The organism is Pantoea sp. X-Soil-TKNS-1207 (genome assembly GCF_059730485.1).
In genome coordinates, this window is sequence record NZ_AP035958.1 from 2,015,699 (window position 1) to 2,034,570 (window position 18,872).

Consider the following 18,872-nt stretch of genomic DNA (forward strand, 5'->3'; position numbering starts at 1 on the left):
GGTTACTTACTCTCACGCTTAATCGTCAACGGGAAAACCTGATCCGCGCCATATTGCGCGTCACAGCTGGCAATGCCATCGCCTTGTTTACACACCAGTTCCGGCATCCGGTAGCGCGACTTATCGCTACAGCTGGCGGTGTAACGGCTGCGTACCACCATAGTGCCCGCGCTGGTCATCGCGGCGGTCACATCCGCCTTACAGCGAATGCCATCGCCCTGAGTGATCAACGCCGTGCCTTTGCCATTGCGGATCTGATAACGCAGGCTCGGCGGTTTGCCGGTTGGCAGGTTGGTCTGGCGCAGGGTCACACGCCAGCGACCATCCAGGAAACGTACCGAACCGACGCGCACATCTTCGGCGGTGATCACCAGATCATCGGCTTTGGCCGGTGCGGTGGCCACGGGCGGCGGGATGACGGGCGCAGACGGCTCAGCCGCAGGCACCGGTTGCGGTGCGGTAACTGTAGCATTTGTCTGTGGCAGCGTTGCCGCCAGTTTCTCAGCCTGGACCAGCACCGCAGGCGGCGCGATCGGCTGGCTGACCACAGGTGCCGGGGTAACGGCTGGCGGGGTAATGGCAGCGACCGGCGCGACCGGCTCTGGCGTGCGGTGCAGCCAGTATGCGGTGCCGGCGGCCACCGCCAGCGCTACCGGCAGCAGCAGGAATAACGGACGCAGCGGCCGTGCGCGGCGCGGGGTCGCCACCGGCAGAGGCTCGGCTGGCGCAACGACCGGCTCCACCACTGCAGGTTCAGATGGCGCGGGTTCTTCAGGTTCCTCCTGCGTCAGCAGCAGCGGCGCTTCCGCTTCCACCACCGGTTCCGGCAGCAGCGACGGCAGTTCTTCGTCGAGGCTGTCACGCAGGCAGGCCAGCGCATCATCACGGCTGCGTGCCTGGGGATCGACAAAGCCCCAGAAGGTAATCACGGGCTTGCCATCCACCAGATAAACGTATTGCTGATCGGGGAATTGCAGGGTTTTGCTCAGCAGCGCGCCAAACAGGCGCATTGCCGGATTTTCCGCTTCACGCGCGCGCAGGCTCAGCGCCTGGAGATCCTGCTGATTCAGGGTCAGTTGTTCCAGCGCCTGACGGCGTTCGTAATCGCTGGCGGCCAGCCATGAACGGACTTTGCCGCTGAACGGGGCGTACCAGTCGAGGCGGTCGCCGCGTTCATTTGGCTGAGGAATGGCGAGACAGTTCGCCAGCGTAGTTTGGCGGCGCAGCCGCAAGGTTTCGCGAATTTGCAGGGCAGAAGCCCAGACCGGCTGGCCGTTCTCACCCAGTGCCAGTACCGCGTCCAGATTACCGCTGCGCAGAAAAGTTTTTGCCACTCGTTGGCCCTTATCGGTGGTTGCCTGAGGCTGAAAATCAAAGGTTTTTGGCGATTGTGGTGATCTTAAGCCAAATGAGGGCAAATCAAACGGTGGAAATAAGGGGGAAAACAGGGCGGTTTTCCCCGGCTGGGCGAGAAGTTGCTGAAAATTTAAGCGCGCGAGCGCGGCAGCAGAATCAAATGGGTAAGCATACCGCCGACCAGTCCCCAGAAGGCCGAACCAATGCCCAGCAACGATACGCCGCTGGCGGTGATCAGAAATGCCACCATCGCGCTGTCGCGTTGCAGCGGTTCCGCCAGCGCTCGATGCAGGCTGCCGGACAGGGTGGCAAGCAGCGCCAGACCGGCCAGCGTGGCAATCAACACCTGCGGCAGGGCGCTGAACAGCACGGCAATCAGCGCGCCGGTAAAACCGGTCAGCAGATAGAAGAAACCGGCCAGCGCTGAGGCCATCCAGCGTCGCGACGGGTCGGGATCAACATCGTCACCCATGCAGATGGCGGCGGTAATCGCCGCGATGCACACCGAGAAACCGCCAAAAGGCGACAGCACCAACGCCAGCAGCCCGGTCCAGCCAGTCAGCGCCGAAACGGGAGGCTGATAGCCGTGGGCCTGTAGGGTGGCGATGCCCGGCGCATTCTGCGAAGCCATCGTCACCAGGAAGTAGGGCAAACCGACGCCAATCAGCGCCGCCAGATTGAAATGCGGGGTGATCCACTCAGGCACGCTGAGGGTCAGCGCCTGCGCGGGAAAGTGGATGGCGTTTTGTCCGAGCGCCACCAGCACGCCGCTGACCAGCGCCAGAATAATCGCGTAACGCGGCAGCCAGCGGCGGCTCAGCAGCCATACCAGGCACATGCTGCCGCACAGCGCAAAATTACCCTGCAAACCGGTAAAGGTGTTGAGACCGAAACGCAGCAGGATACCCGCCAGCATGGCGGCCGCCAGCGATTGCGGAATGTGGTTCATCAGGCGAGCAAACAAACCGGTAACGCCGCTCAGCACAATCAGGGCATTGGTGAAGACAAACACGCCAATCACTTCATTTATCGTCAGGCCATGCAGGCTGGTGGCGAGCAGCGCGGCGCCGGGCGTTGACCAGGCCGCCAGAATCGGCATCCGCGTCCATAACGACAAGCCGAGCGACGCCACCCCCATCGCCACGCCGAGCATGGAAAGCCAGCCGCCAATCTGCGCCTGAGAGGCACCGGCCGCCTGTGCCGCCTGAAAGATAATCGCGGCCGAGCTACTGTAGCCAATCAATACGGCGATAAAACCGGAGATCAACATCGGCAGCGAAAATGCGCTGCGCGGGGTGGCACTTATCATTGAAGGGGTCCATTTGTGCGTTATAACGCACATTGTTGCATGGGACGCTATAGCGCACAAGTGCTACACTGCGCGCGGGTTTGTCAGGAGATCTCATGGAAAATCTGCATCAACATCTGAGCCTGGCGCTGAAACAGCTGCGTCAGGCGAATGGCTGGAGTTTAACGCTGGCGGCGGAACGCACCGGCGTCAGCAAGGCGATGCTGGGCCAAATCGAACGTGGTGAGTCCAGCCCCACGGTGGCGACGCTGTGGAAAATCGCCACCGGCTTTAACGTGCCGTTTTCGTTCTTTATTCAGGGCGGCGAACAACCGCCGGGCGCGTCAGCCACCTTCAGCCAGACCAACGCGCAGATGCAGGCAAAATCGTTGTTGCCTTACGATGAACAGCTGCGTTTTGACCTGCTGGAAGTGACGCTGGCGGCGGGCGCGCAGAGTGATTCCTCGCCGCATGAAGCCGGGGTGATTGAACAGGTGGTGGTGCTGGAAGGGGAGTTATTGCTGGGGGTGGAAGGCACCTGGCGGCGTTTACAACCGGGTGATGCCAGCCAGTTTGCGGGCGATAAACCGCATAGTTACCGCAACCCGCGCAGCACGCCGCTGCGCTTTCACAGCCTGATCCACTACCCGCATCGGTCGTAAGGCTTACAAATTGATACGAAGGTAAACTACAAAGTTTGCCTTCGTATTTATATACTCGCGCTTCATTGTAAGGGAGAAGACGCCATGAGCGATCTGAACAGCGCCGCGGCGGCACTGCGTAGCGTCAACGGCAAACTGGGACGCCGCCTGCGTGAATCGGCGCCGCCGGGCGATCTCACCTGGTCGCAGGTCTCGGTGCTGGGCTATCTGGTGCGCGATGGCGCGATGACGGTGACCGAGCTGGCAGCGGCAGAAGGCGTGCGTACCCAGTCAATGGGGGCGACGGTAGCCAGTTTGCTGGCGGTGGGCCTGGTGCTGGGGGAAGCCGATCCGCATGATGGTCGCAAAACCCGCTACTATCCTACCGAGGCCTGCCGCGAGCGGGTGGCTGCCAACCGCGCCCAGCGAGATGACTGGCTGGTGCAAAGCATGGCGACGCTCAGCCCGCAGGAACAGCAGACGCTGCTGGCGGCCATCCCCTTACTGCAACGACTTGCCGACCAATAATCCTGAGAGGACTCAACATGGCTTTAACGACTTTAGATGCCAACACCGCCCTGATTGTGATTGACCTGCAACACGGGATTGTCGCGCTGCCCACCGCGCACGATGCGAAAGTGGTGATCGAACGTTCAGCACGCCTGACCGACGCTTTCCGCGCGAAAAATCTGCCGGTGGTACTGGTGAACGTGGCGGGCGGTGCGCCGGGCCGTAATGAGCAGGCGCGTCACAGCGGCGAACTGCCTGCTGACTGGGCGGTACTGGTGCCAGAAATGACCCCGCAGCCGGGCGACATCAGCGTCACCAAGAAAACCTGGGGCGCGTTCCACAACACCGGTCTGCACGAGCAGCTGCAACAGCGCGGCGTGACTCAGGTGGTAGTGTGCGGCATCGCGACCAGCATCGGTGTTGAATCCACTGCGCGTCAGGCGTACGAGCTGGGTTATAACGTCACGCTGGCAACCGATGCTATGACCTGTCTGAACATCGACACCCACAACAACAGCGTGGAACGTATTTTCCCACGTCTGGGCGAAACCGGTTCAACCGAAGACGTGCTGGCGCTGCTGGCGTAAGCGTCAATAGTTGCATCTAACGTAGCGGCGCGATTTATCGCGCTGTTTTTTTATGTAATGGATTAAAACGTGCGATAAATCGCGCCGCTACGCAAATGTGCGGTTCTAAGCGTTATTCCCACGGATTCAATAGCATCACCCCGGTTCCCGCAAAATCCCGCACATTACGGGTGACCAGAATTAAATCGTGATGAATGGCGGTCGCGGCAATCAACGCATCGGTAGCCGGACGTTCGTCGGGGATGTGCAGCTGGGCACACAGGCGGGCAATGGCGCTATCGACAGGCAGGGTGCGCCAGGCGAATTCAGTAAGCACCCGTTCCTGATACCAGCGCTGTAAATGCTGTGCCTGCCCGGCATCTTTGCGGGCAAATTTCAGTATGCCTTTCTCAATCTCCATCAGCGTAAGGGCCGAGATAAACATCTCCTCCGCATCGATGGTCGCAGCCCAGGCAATCACCTGCGCATTGGCTTTTGGCGTCCCTGCCTTACGTAGTTCAGAAATGACGTGAGTATCCAGTAGATAACGCATCAGAATTCAACATCCCTGTTAATGATGGTTGCACGCTCAGGTTCGAAGTCGATATCCAGCCCATCTGGCATAGCCAGTGAATCCACGATGCTTCGGTGCGATCCGACCAGCTTTTTATAATCATCATAAGTCAGCAAAACATGGGCAGGTTTGCCGCGATCGGTGATATACACCGGGCCAGCTTCCGCCGCCTTTTTGGCTCGCGAAACCTCCTGGTTGAAGGCGCGACTGCTGATTTTGGTCACTGTCATATAGCCCCTCATTAAAGTAGTGACGTTGCTACATTCTAAAGCAGTGACCGCATGTGAACAATATTCACGCAAAAAAAAGCCCTGCCAGATAAAACGTCCGGCAGGGCTTTGGTCGTGAACGGCAGTGCGCGTTAATTAAAGGCGTAGCTCACCGTCAGACCCACGCTGTAATTACGACCGGGTGCCGGTTCGTAATAACGGCCGTTGCTTTCATTGACGATCACCGAGCCGATGTAGTTGCGGTCGAACAGGTTATCGACGCGGGTAAACAGATCCAGCGTCCAGTTCTGTACCAGCCACTTATAACCGGTGTTCAGGCCCACCACGGTGTAGGCCGGGGCTTTCACATCATTTTCGTCGTCAGCGGCGATATCGCTCATATAACGGACATCACCACCGGCATACCAGCCCTGATCGGGCGTATAGGACAACCCGGCATAGGCCATGTTGCGTGCGATGCCGGGGATGCGGTTGCCGTCGCAGCTGTCGGTGCCGCAGGCGTTGGTGCGATAGCGCGCATCCAGTAAGGTCCATGCCGCTTTCAGACGCCAGTCTTCACCAAATTGCTGATCGAGACCCAGTTCCAGACCACGACGGCGGGTTTCCCCGGCGTTTTTGTAAGTGGTACGTCCGCCGCTGCTGGTGTCAGTCACGATCTCGTTATCGGTGTCGGTCTGGAAAATCGCTGCGCTCAGCAGGCCGTAACCGATGCGTTTTTTGGTGCCGATTTCCACGGTATCGCTGGTGGCGGGTTTCAGGCCGAGGTTAAGACCGGACTGGCCGTCGGCACGATAAGACAGCTCATTAATGGTCGGCGTTTCAAAACCGCGTCCCGCTGAGATATAGGCGTTCCAGCTGTTGTCGATGGCGTATTTCAGGGCTGCCGCAGGCAGCCAGCGATGGTAAGTCGCATTGCCGCTGTCGTCACCGTTACCCGGCGTGATGTAGAAATCGTTGGAGTCGAAATTCACCGTGCTGAAACGCACCCCGGCGTCCAGCGACCATTTATCGGTCAGCTGCCAGGCGGTTTGCAGATAAGGGTCGAGGTTCCACATCAGGTTGCGTTCGTTACGACGCAAATTGCCTTCAACGCCGTAGTCAGTGACGCCATTGCTGGTGGTGAAGTTCTCGTAGCCTTTGCGGCGCTCGGTCATGGTTTCATAATCGAGACCGCCGGTGACTGCCACCGGAATGCTGAACAGCGTATCGCGGTGCGTCCAGCGCGTATCGATGCCCTGATAATGGCGGGTGAGGGAGATAACGCCGCCGGGGTGCGCCGGGTTGGTCTGGGCGCTGGCAGGAATCGACTGGTACTGCGTGGTTTCGCGCACGCCCGCGTACATCATCACGCTCAGATCGTCGTTTTCGCTCATCTGGCGCTGATAATGCAGGCCGCCCTGAGTCTGGTCGACCGTTTTGCGGGCGTTGTACTGATCTACCACACTCGCCACCTGGCGCGGGTTCTGTTCCCACTGGGACGGTGTCAATCCGCCCGGATCCTGCGCATCAACATGCACGCTGTTAAACAGCAGCGTCAGGGTGCTGACATCATCAATACGCACGCCAAGTTTGGCATTGCCGAGGTTTTTCTCTGCCGAGCTGTGATCGCGATAGCCGTGAGTGGTAAAGCGCGAGGCGGAAATGGTGTAGTTGACGTCACCGGCATGGGTGCCATCGCCGGTCGCGCCGCTGGCTTTGACGCTGTTGCGCCAGCTGCCGTAGCTGCCGAACCAGCTGCTGGCTTCCAGCGTGGTGGGCTGCTGGCCGGTTTCGGTGGCAACGTTGATCACGCCACCGGAGGAGTTGCCGTACAGCGCCGAGAACGGACCGCGCAACACTTCGACATGGTCGATGGAGCCGATATCCACGTTGGAGGTCTGGCCCTGGCCGTCGGGCATGGTAGCGGGGATGCCGTCCACGTACATGCGGATACCGCGCAGGCCGTAGGTGGAACGGGAGCCAAAGCCGCGCACGGAAATCTGGAGATCCTGCGCATAGTTTTGTCTGTTCTGGATTTGCAGGCCCGGCACGCCGGTGAGATTTTCCGACAGATTGACACGCGGAGCCGCATGGCGCATATCCTCGCCGGACACCACGCTCACCGCGGCAGGGGTATCAAGTTCCGATAAACCGCTATCGGCCGGGGCGGCACTCACTACCATGGTATTGCTGGCATCGTCGGCTGCCAGCAGCGGCAACGGAAAGATCGCAGGCAGCCCCAGCCACAACGCCTGACGCACTAAAGCTATTTTCATTATGAAAGACCGTAACAAAAGAAGTGAAATGAACCGGATGGAACATAGTGCCGCATATGTTAAATGTTTTTTCTGTTGTTTGAAAAGCGTTAATAGTATGACCATTTATTGCCAGCGGCTGGGTTTAAAAATGTTTTTTCACCGCACCTCTGGCCTGGCTGTATGGCGCAATTCCTGTCAGGCTACTGCTTTTGTGCGAAATCCTAAAAGGGAGTGAAGATGAGTCAGCAACCTGTGGTGGCGGTACTGGGACTGGGCGCAATGGGCCATGCCTTTGCCGCTAACCTGTTGAAAAAAGGCTTTGTGGTGCGCGGCTGGAACCGTACGCGCGCCCGTGGCGAAGATCTGCTGGCGGCCGGATTGATCCTCAGCGATAGCGCAAGCGAAGCGGTGAGTGGCGCTGATGTGGTGATCGCCATGCTGTCCGATGGCGATACCACGCGCCAGGTATTCAGCAGCGCACAGGCGTCGTTGCAGCAGGGCGCGACTGTCTGCCAGATGGGCACCATCGGGGTTGAGGCCACCGACGCGCTGATTGCTGAGCTGGCAGCAGCGCGCCCGGATGTGGTGTTTATCGATGCGCCGGTCTCCGGCACCAAAGCACCGGCGGAAAACGCGCAGATTCTGGTGATGGCGAGCGGCGATCAGAGCAAGGCCCAGGCGGCAGAACAGGTATTTGCCGCGATTGGTAAAGGCACCCAGTGGCTCGGCGCGGCCGGGGCCAGTTCGCGTATGAAGCTGGTGGTGAACAGCTGGCTGATTGGCCTGATGCAGAGCCTGGCGGAAAGTACCCGTCTGGCGGAGCAGTTTGGCTTCAGCACCGATGACCTGTGGAAAGTGCTGGACGGCGGCCCGCTGGCGGCGCCTTACGCCAAAATGAAGCTCGGCATGATCGCCAGCGGTGATTACAGCCCGCAAATGCACCTGATCTGGGCGCTGAAAGATGCCCGCCTGGCGCTGGATGCCGCGGGTGAGGCGAAACTGCCTGCGCTGGAAAACATCGTGGACGTCTGGCAGCAGGCGGTGGACGCCGGTTACGGCGAGCAGGATCTGGCGGCCGTTTATCAGTTTCTGAAGAAGTAAAGCGATGACCGCGCGGCTCCACTTCAGTTTCGCCAGCCGTCCGCTGGTGCCCTATGCCCATGACTATGCCCATGGGGATGCGGAACCCTGGCACTACCACGACTGCGCGCAGCTGATCCACACCCTGAGCGGCGTGGTGAAGGTGGAGACCCAGCACGGCAGCTGGATTGTGCCGCCGAGTCGGGGCGTCTGGCTGCCTGCCGGCACCCGCCATGCGTTGCAGATTATTGGGCAGGTAGCGGCGCGCACGGTGTTTGTCGATCCGCTGGCGCGCGCCGATCTGCCCGCCAGCTGCCAGGTGGTGCAGATCTCGCCGCTGCTGCGTGAACTGATCGTCAGCGCCATTGCGCTGCCGGAGCACTATGCTGCGGGCAGCCGCGCGGAACGCATCTACGAATTGATTCTGGATGAAATCCGCGTGATGGATGTGCTGCCGTTTGGTCTGCCGTGGCCGGAAAGCCCGCGTCTGCTGACGTTGTGCCAGCAGATCCAGCAGCAGCCGGGCGAAAACTGGACGCTGGCGCGGGCCGCAACGGTGTTATGCGTGGCGGAGCGAACGCTGGCGCGTCATTTCAGCCGCGAAACCGGTTTGCAGTTCAGCGACTGGGTGCGACGGGCGCGGCTTAGCGTGGCGTTAACCCGGCTGGCGCAGGGCGAAACCGTGCTGTCGGTGGCGCTGGACCTCGGCTACGACAGTCCCAGCGCCTTCAGCGCGATGTTTCGCCGTCTGCTGGGCGTTACGCCAGCGAATTACTTTCCTGCGGCAGAAAAGCGTGGGCAGCGTTAAGCAACGCCTGTAGGGATGCGCGCGCCACGTCATTATCGATGCCCACTCCCCAGGCGCGTTCACCGCGCGTATTGATGCAGCTGAGGTAGGTTACCGATCGGCTGTCGCTGCGTTTGCCCAGCGTATGCTCGTGATAATCTTCAATACTCAGCGACAGGCCGTAGCGTTGACGCAACGCCGTCGCCGCCGCTGACAGCAGGCCGTTGCCTTTCCCTTCCAGCGTCACCTGCTGCGATCCCTGTTGCAGACGCGCTTTCAGGCGCGTTTCGCCGGTCTCATCGCTGTGGCTTTCCGCTTCCAGCAGCCGCCGCGCCGGTTGCGTCAGGCCGTAATGTTCGCAGAACAGCTGCCACAGCGCGTGGTGGGTCATCTCCTGGCCGTGTGCATCGGTTTGCTGCTGCACGACACGGCTGAAATCCTGTTGCAGACCGCGCGGCAGTTGCAGACCGTGATTCTGCTCCAGCAGCCAGGCGGCTCCGCCTTTGCCCGACTGGCTATTCACGCGGATCACCGCTTCGTAGCTGCATCCGATATCGGCCGGATCGAGCGGCAGATACGGCATCTGCCAGATAATCTCCTCACGCTGTGCGCGTTCGGTAAACCCTTTACGGATCGCGTCCTGATGCGAGCCGGAGAACGCGGTAAACACCAGTTCGCCCGCATAGGGATGGCGCGGGTGCACCGGCAGCTGGTTGCAGCGCGTCACCACTTCCAGCACCTGCTGGATATCGCTGAAATCCAGCTGCGGCGCGACGCCCTGGCTGTAGAGATTCAGCGCCAGGGTGACGATATCGACGTTGCCGGTGCGCTCACCGTTACCAAACAGACAGCCTTCAACGCGATCGGCGCCCGCCAGCATCGCCAGCTCGGCACAGGCGATGCCGGTGCCACGGTCGTTATGCGGATGCACGCTGATCGACACCTGGTCGCGCTGGCTGAAGTGACGACAGAAATATTCAATCTGGTCGGCATAGACGTTCGGCGTGTTCACCTCGACGGTGGCGGGCAGGTTGATGATCATCGGCCGTTGCGCGCTGGGTTGCCAGATGGCGGCCACCGCTTCACAAATCTCCAGCGCGAACGCCGGTTCGGTAAAGCAGAAGGTCTCCGGTGAATACTGGAAAGTCCATTGCGTAGCCTGCTCGCTGTCGCAGCGCGCGCGGATCTGGCGTGTTGCGGCGCAGGCCAGCTCGATGATCTCCGCTTTGCTCTGACGGAATACGCGCTCGCGGAACAGCGGCGCGGTGGCGTTATACAGATGGAGAATGGCGACGGGGGCGCCACGCAGCGCCTCAAAGGTGCGGTCAATCAGGTCGGTACGCGCCTGGGTCAGCACCTGAATCGCCACGCCTGCCGGGATATGGTTTTGTTCAATCAGCAGCCGGACAAAATCGAAATCGGTTTGCGATGCCGCCGGGAACGCCACCTCAATTTCCTTAAAGCCGCAGCGCAACAGCAGTTGCCAGAACTCCAGTTTGCGCGCGCTATCCATCGGCGTGGCTAACGCCTGGTTGCCGTCGCGCAGGTCGGTCGACAGCCAGCGCGGGGCGGCGGTCAGCTGGCGTGAGGGCCACTGGCGATCCGGGAGTTCGATAACCGGGTACGGACGATATTTCTCTGCGGGTTGGGTAAGCATGGGTTTCTCCTTGTTGTCTGTTGTCAGTCTGTCTGATGACACCCCATGCAGGCTCGCCCATTGCTGACAACCCTGCGCGCAAAACTGACAAACGCACTGCGCATAGCGCGTCTGCCGTTATGCGCCCGCTGGCAATTCTCATGCGAAATCGGCATCGGCGGATTGCGCGCTTCCGGTTTACTCTGGGGTTTTACGCGGGAAGGGAAAAACAGAATGAAAAGAATCACTTTGATGGTCATCGCGCTGGCGATAAGCGCCAGCGTGCAGGCAGACACGGTGACGCTGCGCATCGCCGATCAGAAGGGCAATATGCGCGCCGAACTGGAGGCCGCGCAGCAGCTGAATAACCTTAATTATCACATCGAGTGGGCGGAATTCCCGGCGGCGGCGCCGCTGGCGGAAGCGCTGAATGCCGGGGCGGTAGACGCCGGCATTATCGGCGATGCGCCGCTGCTGTTCTCGCTGGCGGCGGGATCGCAGGTGCAGGCGGTGGCGGTGAGCAAATCGGTGCCGGTCGGGACGGCGTTGCTGGTCAGCCCGGATTCGCCGCTGAAAAGCGTGGCGGATCTGAAGGGCAAGAGCATCGCGACCGGACGCGGTTCCATTGGGCACTTCCTGGCGCTGAAAGCGCTGGAGCAGGCGGGTCTGAGCGATAAAGATGTGCAGTGGCGCTTCCTGACGCCCGCCGATGCGCGTATTGCGCTGCTCAACGGTTCGGTCGATGCCTGGGCCACCTGGGATCCTTACACCGCGCTGGCGGAGGTAACCCACAGCGGCCGGGTGCTGATTGATGGCAAAGGCCTCTCCACCGGCAATAGTTTCCTTGCCGCCACCGATGCGGCGCTGAAGGATGCGGCTAAACGCGCAGCGTTGCAGGATTACGTCAATCGCCTGGCGGCTGCGGATCGCTGGGCAAACAGCCACGTTACCGCCTATTCGGCGACCCTGGCGAAAATCATCGGCTTCCCGCCGGCGGCGGCAGAAAAATCCTTCTCGCGTCGCCAGTCGCACTGGCAAAGCATCGATGAAGGCACCATCGCCCAGCAGCAGGCAACGGCGGATTTCTATCAGAAATATGGCCTGATTCAGCAGACCCTTGATGTGAAACCCACCTTCTTCCACGGCTTACAGGTGGCGCAAAACTAACGCTTTGTGCGCCCTGATTTGGCGAAACCGCGCGGCGCGCGTAGCATAGCCGCATGTTGTTTCGCCCATCTCATTCTATGACATCGCTAACGACCTTCGACGGCCATAACGATCTGCTGCTAAATCTGTGGCTGCATCACCGCGACGCCCCGGCCGAGGCGTTTTTCTCCGGTATCGAAAACGGCCATCTTGATTATCCACGGATGCAGCAGGGCGGCTTTGCCGGTGGCCTGTTTGCCTTATTTGTGCCGCCGCAACGGTATATCGAGCAGGTGGCGCCGCAGCGGGCGCAGGAGCGCTGGCAACCGCTGGAGATTCTCTGGCAGCAGCTGGCGATCCTGAAAACCCTCGCTGCGGAAGCCGAAGGGCGCGCGCGGCTGTGTCTGACCACGGCGGATATCGCCGCGTGTCGTGCTGAGGGCGTGCTGGCGCTGGTGGCGCATATTGAAGGCGCAGACGGCTTTGATGGCGAGGGTGAAGCGCTGGCGGCATTTTATCAGGCCGGGGTGCGCAGTATCGGGCCGTTCTGGAATCTGCCCAATCGCTTTGGTACCGGCGTCACGGGATCATTTCCTGCGTCGCCGGACAGCGGCCCCGGCCTTACCGCCGCCGGAGAGAGGCTGATTGCGCTGGCAAACCAGCAGCGGATGCTGATTGACGTCTCGCATATGAACGAAAAAGCGTTCTGGGATACCGCACGGCTCTCCGCCGCGCCGCTGGTGGCGACACACTCCAATGCCCATGCGCTCTGTCCGCAGCCGCGTAACCTGACTGACGACCAGCTGCGCGCCATCCGTGACAGTGGCGGCGTAGTCGGTGTGAATTTTGGTAACGCCTTTTTACGCGCCGATGGTAAACGCGACAGCGATACGCCGCTGATCGAAATTGTTAAACATATTGATCACTTAATCGGGATAATGGGGCGCGATCACGTTGCCTTTGGCTCCGATTTCGACGGTATCAGCGCGCCAGAGGCACTGAAAGATGTTTCCGGGCTGCCGCGACTTTGCGCGCAGTTGCGCGAGTTTGGCTATGATCAGTCATTACTGGAGCAAATTACCTGGGGTAACTGGCAGCGGGTACTGAAACAGATTTGGCGGGAATAACACAATTCCCTTACCGAATCAGGGTTGATCTGTTGGTCACATTGGCGCAACATCAGCCCCCGTTGTGCGTTGCTGGCAGGAGAATTCGTCCTGCGGCAATATTTCATGCAGAGTTATCTCTGCGTTATGACACTTTGAGGAAGAATATTATGTGGAAAAAACCTGAATTTGTTGACCTGCGTCTGGGCCTGGAAGTGACTCTGTACATCTCCAACCGCTAAGACCTTCTGCCCGCCATTCGTGCGGGCATTTTGTTTTCTTTCTCCGGTCATTTCTCATGTTTATTAAAGTTCTCGGTTCGGCGGCGGGCGGTGGTTTTCCGCAGTGGAACTGTAACTGCGCCAATTGCAGCGGCCTGCGCAACGGCACCCTCCAGGCGCAGGCGCGGACTCAGTCATCGATTATCGTCAGTGATAATGGCGAAGACTGGGTGCTGTGTAATGCATCACCCGATATCAGCCAGCAGATCGCCCATACGCCAGAACTGAACAAAAAGGGCGTCCTGCGCGGCACGGCGATTGGCAGCATCATTCTTACCGACAGCCAAATCGATCACACCACCGGCTTACTCAGCCTGCGTGAAGGCTGCCCGCATCAGGTGTGGTGCACCCCTGAAGTCCACGCTGACCTTACCAGCGGCTTCCCGATTTTTACCATGCTGCAACACTGGAATGGCGGTTTGCAGCATCGCGCGCTGACGCCGCTGGAACCGTTCCGCGTTGATGTCTGCCGCAACCTGGTCTTTACCGCCATCCCGATTCTCAGCAACGCGCCGCCGTATTCGCCGTTCCGCGATCGTCCGCTGCCGGGCCACAACGTGGCGTTATTTATTGAAAACAGCGCCAGCGGCCAGACGTTGCTTTACGCACCGGGCCTCGGCGAGCCGGATGCGGTGATAATGCCGTGGCTGCAAAAAGCCGACTGCCTGCTGATTGACGGTACCGTCTGGCAGGATGATGAGCTGCTGACCACCGGCGTCGGGAAAAATACCGGCAAAGCGATGGGCCATTTAGCGCTGGCGGAAGAACAGGGGCTGATGGCGCTGCTGGCGTCATTGCCCGCCAGACGCAAAATTTTGATTCATATTAACAACACCAATCCGATCCTTAACGAGCAGTCACCGCAGCGCCAGTTCCTGACGCAGCAGGGCATTGAAGTCAGCTGGGATGGGATGGCGATTCATTTGCAGGAGTCTTCAACGTGATCATTACTGAAGCCCTGACGCCAGCCGCCTTTGAACAGGCTCTGCGCGCCAAAGGTGCCTACTACCATATTCATCACCCATACCACATTGCCATGCACAACGGCGAAGCGACGCCGGAGCAGATTAAAGGCTGGGTGGCGAACCGCTTTTATTATCAGACCAACATCCCGCTGAAAGACGCGGCGATCATGGCGAACTGCCCGGACCCGGCCACGCGCCGCAAATGGGTACAGCGTATCCTCGATCACGATGGCAGCAATGGTCATGAAGGCGGAATTGAAGCCTGGCTACAGCTGGGCGAAGCGGTAGGCCTGACGCGTGAAGAACTGCTGTCGGAGCAGCATGTGCTGCCGGGCGTACGTTTTGCTGTGGATGCCTACGTGAACTTTGCCCGTCGCGCCAACTGGCAGGAAGCGGCCTGTAGCTCGCTGACCGAGCTGTTCGCGCCGCAGATTCACCAGTCGCGCCTCGACAGCTGGCCTCAGCACTATCCGTGGATCAAAGAGGAAGGCTATTTCTACTTCCGCAGCCGTCTGAGCCAGGCGAACCGCGATGTGGAGCATGGACTGGCATTGGCGCTGGAGATTTTCACCACCGCGGAACAGCAAAACCGTATGCTGGAAATCCTGCAATTTAAGCTCGATATCCTGTGGACCATGCTTGATGCCATGACTATGGCCTACGCTCTGCAACGTCAGCCTTACCATACGGTCACCGATAAGGCGGCCTGGCACACCACCCGACTGGTATAACAACATGAAAGATAACCTGATCCCTGCCTTCCGCCGTGGCTATCGCCTGCAATGGGAACCGGCGCAGGAGAGCCATGTGGTGCTGTACCCGGAAGGAATGGCGAAGCTGAACGAAACCGCTACCGCCATCCTTGAACTGGTTACCGGCAAACAGGATGTCGCCGCAATTATCGCTACGCTGAACGCGCGCTTCCCGGAAGCAGGCGGCGTGGATGAAGACGTGAAAGCGTTTTTGCTGTCAGCGGTTGAACAGAAATGGATCCAGTGTCGTGAACCCGAATAAACCAGGCGTTACGCCGCCGCTGTGGCTGCTGGCCGAGCTGACCTATCGCTGCCCGTTGCAGTGTCCGTACTGCTCCAACCCGCTCGACTTTGCCCAGCAGGAAAAAGAGCTGACCACCGAACAGTGGATTGAGGTGTTCCGTCAGGCACGCGCCATGGGCAGCGTGCAGCTCGGCTTCTCCGGCGGTGAACCGCTGACGCGCAAAGATTTACCGGAACTGATCAAAGCCGCCCGCGATCTGGGTTTCTATACCAACCTGATCACCTCCGGTATCGGCCTGACGCAGAACAAACTCGACGCCTTTGCCGACGCCGGACTGGATCATATCCAGATCAGCTTCCAGGCGAGTGATGAGACGCTGAACGCCGCGCTGGCCGGTTCGAAAAAAGCCTTCCAGCAGAAGCTGGAGATGGCGAAGGCGGTAAAAGCACACGGCTATCCGATGGTGCTGAACTTCGTGCTGCATCGCCACAATATCGACCAGATCGATAAAATCATCGACCTGTGTATCGAGCTGGAAGCAGATGACGTTGAGCTGGCCACCTGCCAGTTTTATGGCTGGGCGCATATTAACCGTCAGGGGCTGCTGCCCACGCGTGAGCAGATTGCGCGCGCCGAAGAGATTGTGCACCAGTATCGTGAGCGCATGACGGCCAGCGGCAACCTGACCAATCTGCTGTTCGTCACTCCCGACTATTACGAAGAACGCCCGAAAGGCTGCATGGGCGGCTGGGGCGCGATCTTCCTTAGCGTCACGCCGGAAGGCACCGCGCTGCCGTGCCATAGCGCGCGTCAGCTGCCGGTGGAGTTCCCGTCGGTGCTGGAGCAGAGCCTGGAGGATATCTGGTATCACTCGTTTGGTTTTAACCGCTATCGCGGCTATGACTGGATGCCGGAACCGTGCCGCTCGTGCGACGAGAAAGAGAAGGACTACGGCGGCTGCCGTTGCCAGGCCTATATGCTGACGGGCAACGCCGACAATGCCGATCCGGTATGCAGCAAATCGCCGCATCACGACAAAATTCTCGAAGCCCGCCGTGAAGCCAGCTGTAGCGATATCAAAATTGCCCAGCTGCAATTCCGCAATCGCACCAATTCTCAGCTGATCTACAAGCAGCGCATCATCTGATGACCACGCGCAGCCTTCGGCTTACGAACGGCCTGTGCTGCCATCTGCATCACCAGCCCGATGCCCGTAACGCTGCCGCGCTGCTGCGTGTGGCGGCGGGCAGTCTGCATGAAGCGGATCGCTGGCCGGGGCTGGCGCATCTGCTTGAGCATCTGCTGTTCTGCGGCAGCCACGATTTCCCGGACGCGCAGCGTCTGATGCCGTGGGTGCAGCAGCAGGGCGGCCAGGTCAACGCCACCACGCAGCTCAGCCACAGCGCTTTCTTCTTTCAGGTACCTGCCAGCGCGCTCGACGCCGGTGTGGCGCGGCTGGTGTCGATGCTGGCGGCCCCTCTGCTGACGCCTGACGCCATCCGTCAGGAGTGCGCGGTTATCGATGCCGAATATCGGCTGTTGCAGCGCCATGCGGCGACGCTCAGCGAGGCGGCGTTGCTGGATTTGCTGGACGCGCCCGGTCAGCTGCGGCGTTTTCGCGTGGGCAGTCAGGCGGTTTTTGGTGACAACGTCACACAGCTGCGACAGGCGCTGATTGCGTTCCATCAGCAGTTTTACCGCAGCGGCAATATGATGTTGTGGTTGCAGGGGCCGCAGTCGCTGGATGAACTGGCGGCGATGGCGGCGCAGTATGGTCAGCAACTGTTGCCCGGTGACGCGCCAGTGCTGGCGTTGCCGCCACAGCCGGGCGTCACCGCCCGGCGTCAGTTGCAGCTGCCCGGCGAAGAGAGTTTCTGGCTGACGCTGCTGCTGCCGGGCGAAATGACGACTTTACGTGACAATGTCACTTTGTTGCGACGCATCTGGCTCGATGAAGCGCCCGACAGCCTGCTGGCGACACTGCAAGCGGCGGGATTATGCGAATCCCTTAGCGTGCAGTGGCTGTGGCGTGATACGCAGCACAGCTGGCTGGCGATGAAGTTCAGCGCGCGCAGCCTCACGCCGCACCAGGCGCAGCGCATCGAACAGATTTTCCGCCAGCAGCTGGCCGCGCTGCGCCAGACCAGCGCAGCGCAACGCCAGCATTATGCCCGGCTGGCGCGTGAGGATTTCGCGCAGCTCGCCCCGCTGGAGCAGCTGCGCGGTTGGGCGTTGGGATTCGCGCCGGGTGAGGTGTCTGACGTTGCGCCTTTTATCACCCTGTTGCAGCAGGCCAGGGTTGTGCGCCTGCTTACCCGGCAGCAGCTCGGCTCCCGGCCGCATGATACGCAGGGATTCCGCCTGGCCGTTGCCGACTGGCCCGACGAGGCGGCACCGCCGGACGGTGCGCTATCCTTCCGCTTTTATCCGCTGGCGTCACAGGAGGCCGAGCGCCTGTTGCCGGAGGCGCGTTTTCCGTTGCTGCGCGTGGCGCCTGTGCAGCCGCAGCAAACCCTGCTGCTGCGTCCGGCGTTTTATCACACCCTGAGCGATGAGGACGCGCTGGCGCGCCAGAAATTGCTGCGTCCGGTGCTGGCCGCGCTGCGCCATGCGGGTGGCGGTGGCAGCTGGCAACAGGCGCAGGGCAGCTGGCAGCTCCGGCTGCATCTGCCGGACGATCCTCGCTCCGCGTGCGCCGCTGTCGATCAGGCGGTACAGGCACTGAGCGCGCCGCCTGCGCTGCAACCGGTGACTGATGCTGACGGCATCGCCATTCGCCAGCTGCTGGCGGCGCTGCCGTTGCAGTTGCTGGCACCGTCCACCTTGCCAGCGTGGCTGGCCGCCTGGTGTGGCCCGGAGACGGCACTGGCCGGGGCAACGGCGCGGCTTCTCAGCCCTTTACCGGCCGCGACAGCGACCCTCCCGCCAGCGTTACATCATGGCGTCACGCCAGTCCGCTGCGCGGGCAGCGATCAGGCGTTGTTGCTGTTTATGCCGCTGGCGGCAGCGGATGATCGCGCGCTGGCAACGCTGCGTGCGCTGGCGTTGATTTATGAACCGCGTTTTTTCCAGCGCCTGCGTGTGGAACAACAGATTGGTTATGTGGTGACGGCGCGGTATCAGCGCGTGGCGGATGTGGATGGCATTCTGCTGGCGTTGCAGTCGCCGGATATGCCGTGGCGTGCGCTGCTCGGCCACTGCAAACGCTTTCTGCGCTCGCTGGCATTCGCTGACGTAGATCCTGCGGCCCTGCAACAGACGCTACGGGGGCAGGCTGGCCCAACGGACAACGCCGACGTCGCGCTTGAGGCGCTGCGTGAGCAGCAGGGCTTAGCCCGGCTGACACCGCAGGCGATTGATGCGCTGAATCTGACGTCGTTGCAGCAGCTGCATCAGCACCTGCTGCGGGCGCGACGGAAATGGCGGGTTCTGTTTGCGTTAGGTCAGAAATGAAACTGTCCCTGGGAGAAACT

At 60.5% G+C, this 18,872-nt stretch carries 19 protein-coding genes; 13 read left to right on the top strand and 6 right to left on the bottom strand.

The window, feature by feature from the left end:
* Positions 1-2 precede the first annotated feature (2 nt).
* Together AC6I8V_RS09470 and AC6I8V_RS09475 are read right to left on the bottom strand one after the other, a co-directional pair.
* Positions 3-1,334: an SrfA family protein gene (locus tag AC6I8V_RS09470; RefSeq protein WP_497845605.1), complete on the bottom strand. Its 1,332-nt coding sequence runs from the start codon at positions 1,332-1,334 to the stop codon at positions 3-5.
* 152 nt (positions 1,335-1,486) lie between these two features.
* Entirely contained in the window at positions 1,487-2,698 is a 1,212-nt protein-coding gene (locus AC6I8V_RS09475) for a benzoate/H(+) symporter BenE family transporter (protein WP_497845606.1), read from the bottom strand.
* 62 nt (positions 2,699-2,760) lie between these two features.
* Between AC6I8V_RS09475 and AC6I8V_RS09480 the strand changes: the two genes are divergently transcribed.
* The 3 genes from AC6I8V_RS09480 (at position 2,761) to AC6I8V_RS09490 (ending at position 4,382) form a co-directional block, all read left to right on the top strand.
* On the top strand, positions 2,761-3,306 hold the full coding sequence (locus AC6I8V_RS09480) for a helix-turn-helix domain-containing protein (protein ID WP_497845607.1): 546 nt from the start codon (positions 2,761-2,763) through the stop codon (positions 3,304-3,306).
* 84 nt (positions 3,307-3,390) lie between these two features.
* On the top strand, positions 3,391-3,813 hold the full coding sequence (locus AC6I8V_RS09485; RefSeq protein ID WP_497845609.1) for a MarR family winged helix-turn-helix transcriptional regulator: 423 nt from the start codon (positions 3,391-3,393) through the stop codon (positions 3,811-3,813).
* 17 nt (positions 3,814-3,830) lie between these two features.
* On the top strand, positions 3,831-4,382 hold the full coding sequence (locus tag AC6I8V_RS09490; protein WP_497845610.1) for an isochorismatase family protein: 552 nt from the start codon (positions 3,831-3,833) through the stop codon (positions 4,380-4,382).
* Between the two features lie 112 nt (positions 4,383-4,494).
* Here the strand turns inward: AC6I8V_RS09490 and AC6I8V_RS09495 are convergent, their stop codons facing one another.
* The 3 genes from AC6I8V_RS09495 to pqqU form a co-directional block, all read right to left on the bottom strand.
* The gene (locus tag AC6I8V_RS09495) at positions 4,495-4,914 is read right to left on the bottom strand and encodes a type II toxin-antitoxin system VapC family toxin (RefSeq protein ID WP_497845611.1); all 420 of its coding nucleotides are present in this window, start codon (positions 4,912-4,914) and stop codon (positions 4,495-4,497) included.
* Positions 4,914-5,165 (bottom strand): type II toxin-antitoxin system Phd/YefM family antitoxin, encoded by a 252-nt coding sequence (locus tag AC6I8V_RS09500; RefSeq protein ID WP_497845612.1) that lies wholly within the window; start codon positions 5,163-5,165, stop codon positions 4,914-4,916. The genes AC6I8V_RS09495 and AC6I8V_RS09500 overlap by 1 nt, the downstream gene beginning before the upstream one ends.
* 131 nt (positions 5,166-5,296) lie before the next feature.
* Positions 5,297-7,420, bottom strand: coding sequence for a TonB-dependent receptor PqqU (gene pqqU / locus AC6I8V_RS09505; protein WP_497845613.1), 2,124 nt, complete (start codon positions 7,418-7,420; stop codon positions 5,297-5,299).
* 219 nt (positions 7,421-7,639) lie between these two features.
* Between pqqU and AC6I8V_RS09510 the strand changes: the two genes are divergently transcribed.
* Together AC6I8V_RS09510 and AC6I8V_RS09515 are read left to right on the top strand one after the other, a co-directional pair.
* Complete coding sequence (locus tag AC6I8V_RS09510; protein ID WP_497845614.1) at positions 7,640-8,503, top strand: NAD(P)-dependent oxidoreductase; 864 nt, start codon at positions 7,640-7,642, stop codon at positions 8,501-8,503.
* Between the two features lie 4 nt (positions 8,504-8,507).
* Positions 8,508-9,290 carry an AraC family transcriptional regulator gene (locus tag AC6I8V_RS09515; protein ID WP_497845615.1) on the top strand — a complete coding sequence of 261 codons (783 nt, stop codon included), beginning with the start codon at positions 8,508-8,510 and terminating at the stop codon, positions 9,288-9,290.
* On the opposite strand, the gene leuA is transcribed toward AC6I8V_RS09515, so the two are convergent.
* Positions 9,241-10,926, bottom strand: coding sequence for a 2-isopropylmalate synthase (gene leuA, locus AC6I8V_RS09520; protein ID WP_497845616.1), 1,686 nt, complete (start codon positions 10,924-10,926; stop codon positions 9,241-9,243). The genes AC6I8V_RS09515 and leuA overlap by 50 nt on opposite strands.
* 213 nt (positions 10,927-11,139) lie before the next feature.
* On the opposite strand from leuA, the gene AC6I8V_RS09525 reads away from it, so the two are divergent.
* The 8 genes from AC6I8V_RS09525 to pqqF all read left to right on the top strand — a co-directional run bounded on the left by AC6I8V_RS09525 (position 11,140) and on the right by pqqF (position 18,852).
* Positions 11,140-12,072, top strand: coding sequence for an ABC transporter substrate-binding protein (locus AC6I8V_RS09525; RefSeq protein ID WP_497845617.1), 933 nt, complete (start codon positions 11,140-11,142; stop codon positions 12,070-12,072).
* A 77-nt stretch (positions 12,073-12,149) separates the two neighbouring features.
* On the top strand, positions 12,150-13,178 hold the full coding sequence (locus AC6I8V_RS09530; protein ID WP_497845618.1) for a dipeptidase: 1,029 nt from the start codon (positions 12,150-12,152) through the stop codon (positions 13,176-13,178).
* A 149-nt stretch (positions 13,179-13,327) separates the two neighbouring features.
* Complete coding sequence (pqqA, locus tag AC6I8V_RS09535) at positions 13,328-13,399, top strand: pyrroloquinoline quinone precursor peptide PqqA (protein WP_010617686.1); 72 nt, start codon at positions 13,328-13,330, stop codon at positions 13,397-13,399.
* 56 nt (positions 13,400-13,455) lie between these two features.
* On the top strand, positions 13,456-14,382 hold the full coding sequence (gene pqqB, locus AC6I8V_RS09540) for a pyrroloquinoline quinone biosynthesis protein PqqB (protein ID WP_497845619.1): 927 nt from the start codon (positions 13,456-13,458) through the stop codon (positions 14,380-14,382).
* On the top strand, positions 14,379-15,134 hold the full coding sequence (pqqC, locus tag AC6I8V_RS09545) for a pyrroloquinoline-quinone synthase PqqC (protein ID WP_497845620.1): 756 nt from the start codon (positions 14,379-14,381) through the stop codon (positions 15,132-15,134). Before pqqB ends, pqqC begins: the two co-directional genes overlap by 4 nt.
* A 4-nt stretch (positions 15,135-15,138) precedes the next feature.
* Complete coding sequence (gene pqqD, locus AC6I8V_RS09550; RefSeq protein ID WP_497845621.1) at positions 15,139-15,417, top strand: pyrroloquinoline quinone biosynthesis peptide chaperone PqqD; 279 nt, start codon at positions 15,139-15,141, stop codon at positions 15,415-15,417.
* Positions 15,404-16,546 (top strand): pyrroloquinoline quinone biosynthesis protein PqqE, encoded by a 1,143-nt coding sequence (gene pqqE, locus AC6I8V_RS09555; protein ID WP_497845622.1) that lies wholly within the window; start codon positions 15,404-15,406, stop codon positions 16,544-16,546. The genes pqqD and pqqE overlap by 14 nt, the downstream gene beginning before the upstream one ends.
* The gene (gene pqqF / locus AC6I8V_RS09560; protein WP_497845623.1) at positions 16,546-18,852 is read left to right on the top strand and encodes a pyrroloquinoline quinone biosynthesis protein PqqF; all 2,307 of its coding nucleotides are present in this window, start codon (positions 16,546-16,548) and stop codon (positions 18,850-18,852) included. Before pqqE ends, pqqF begins: the two co-directional genes overlap by 1 nt.
* Positions 18,853-18,872: the final 20 nt, after the last annotated feature.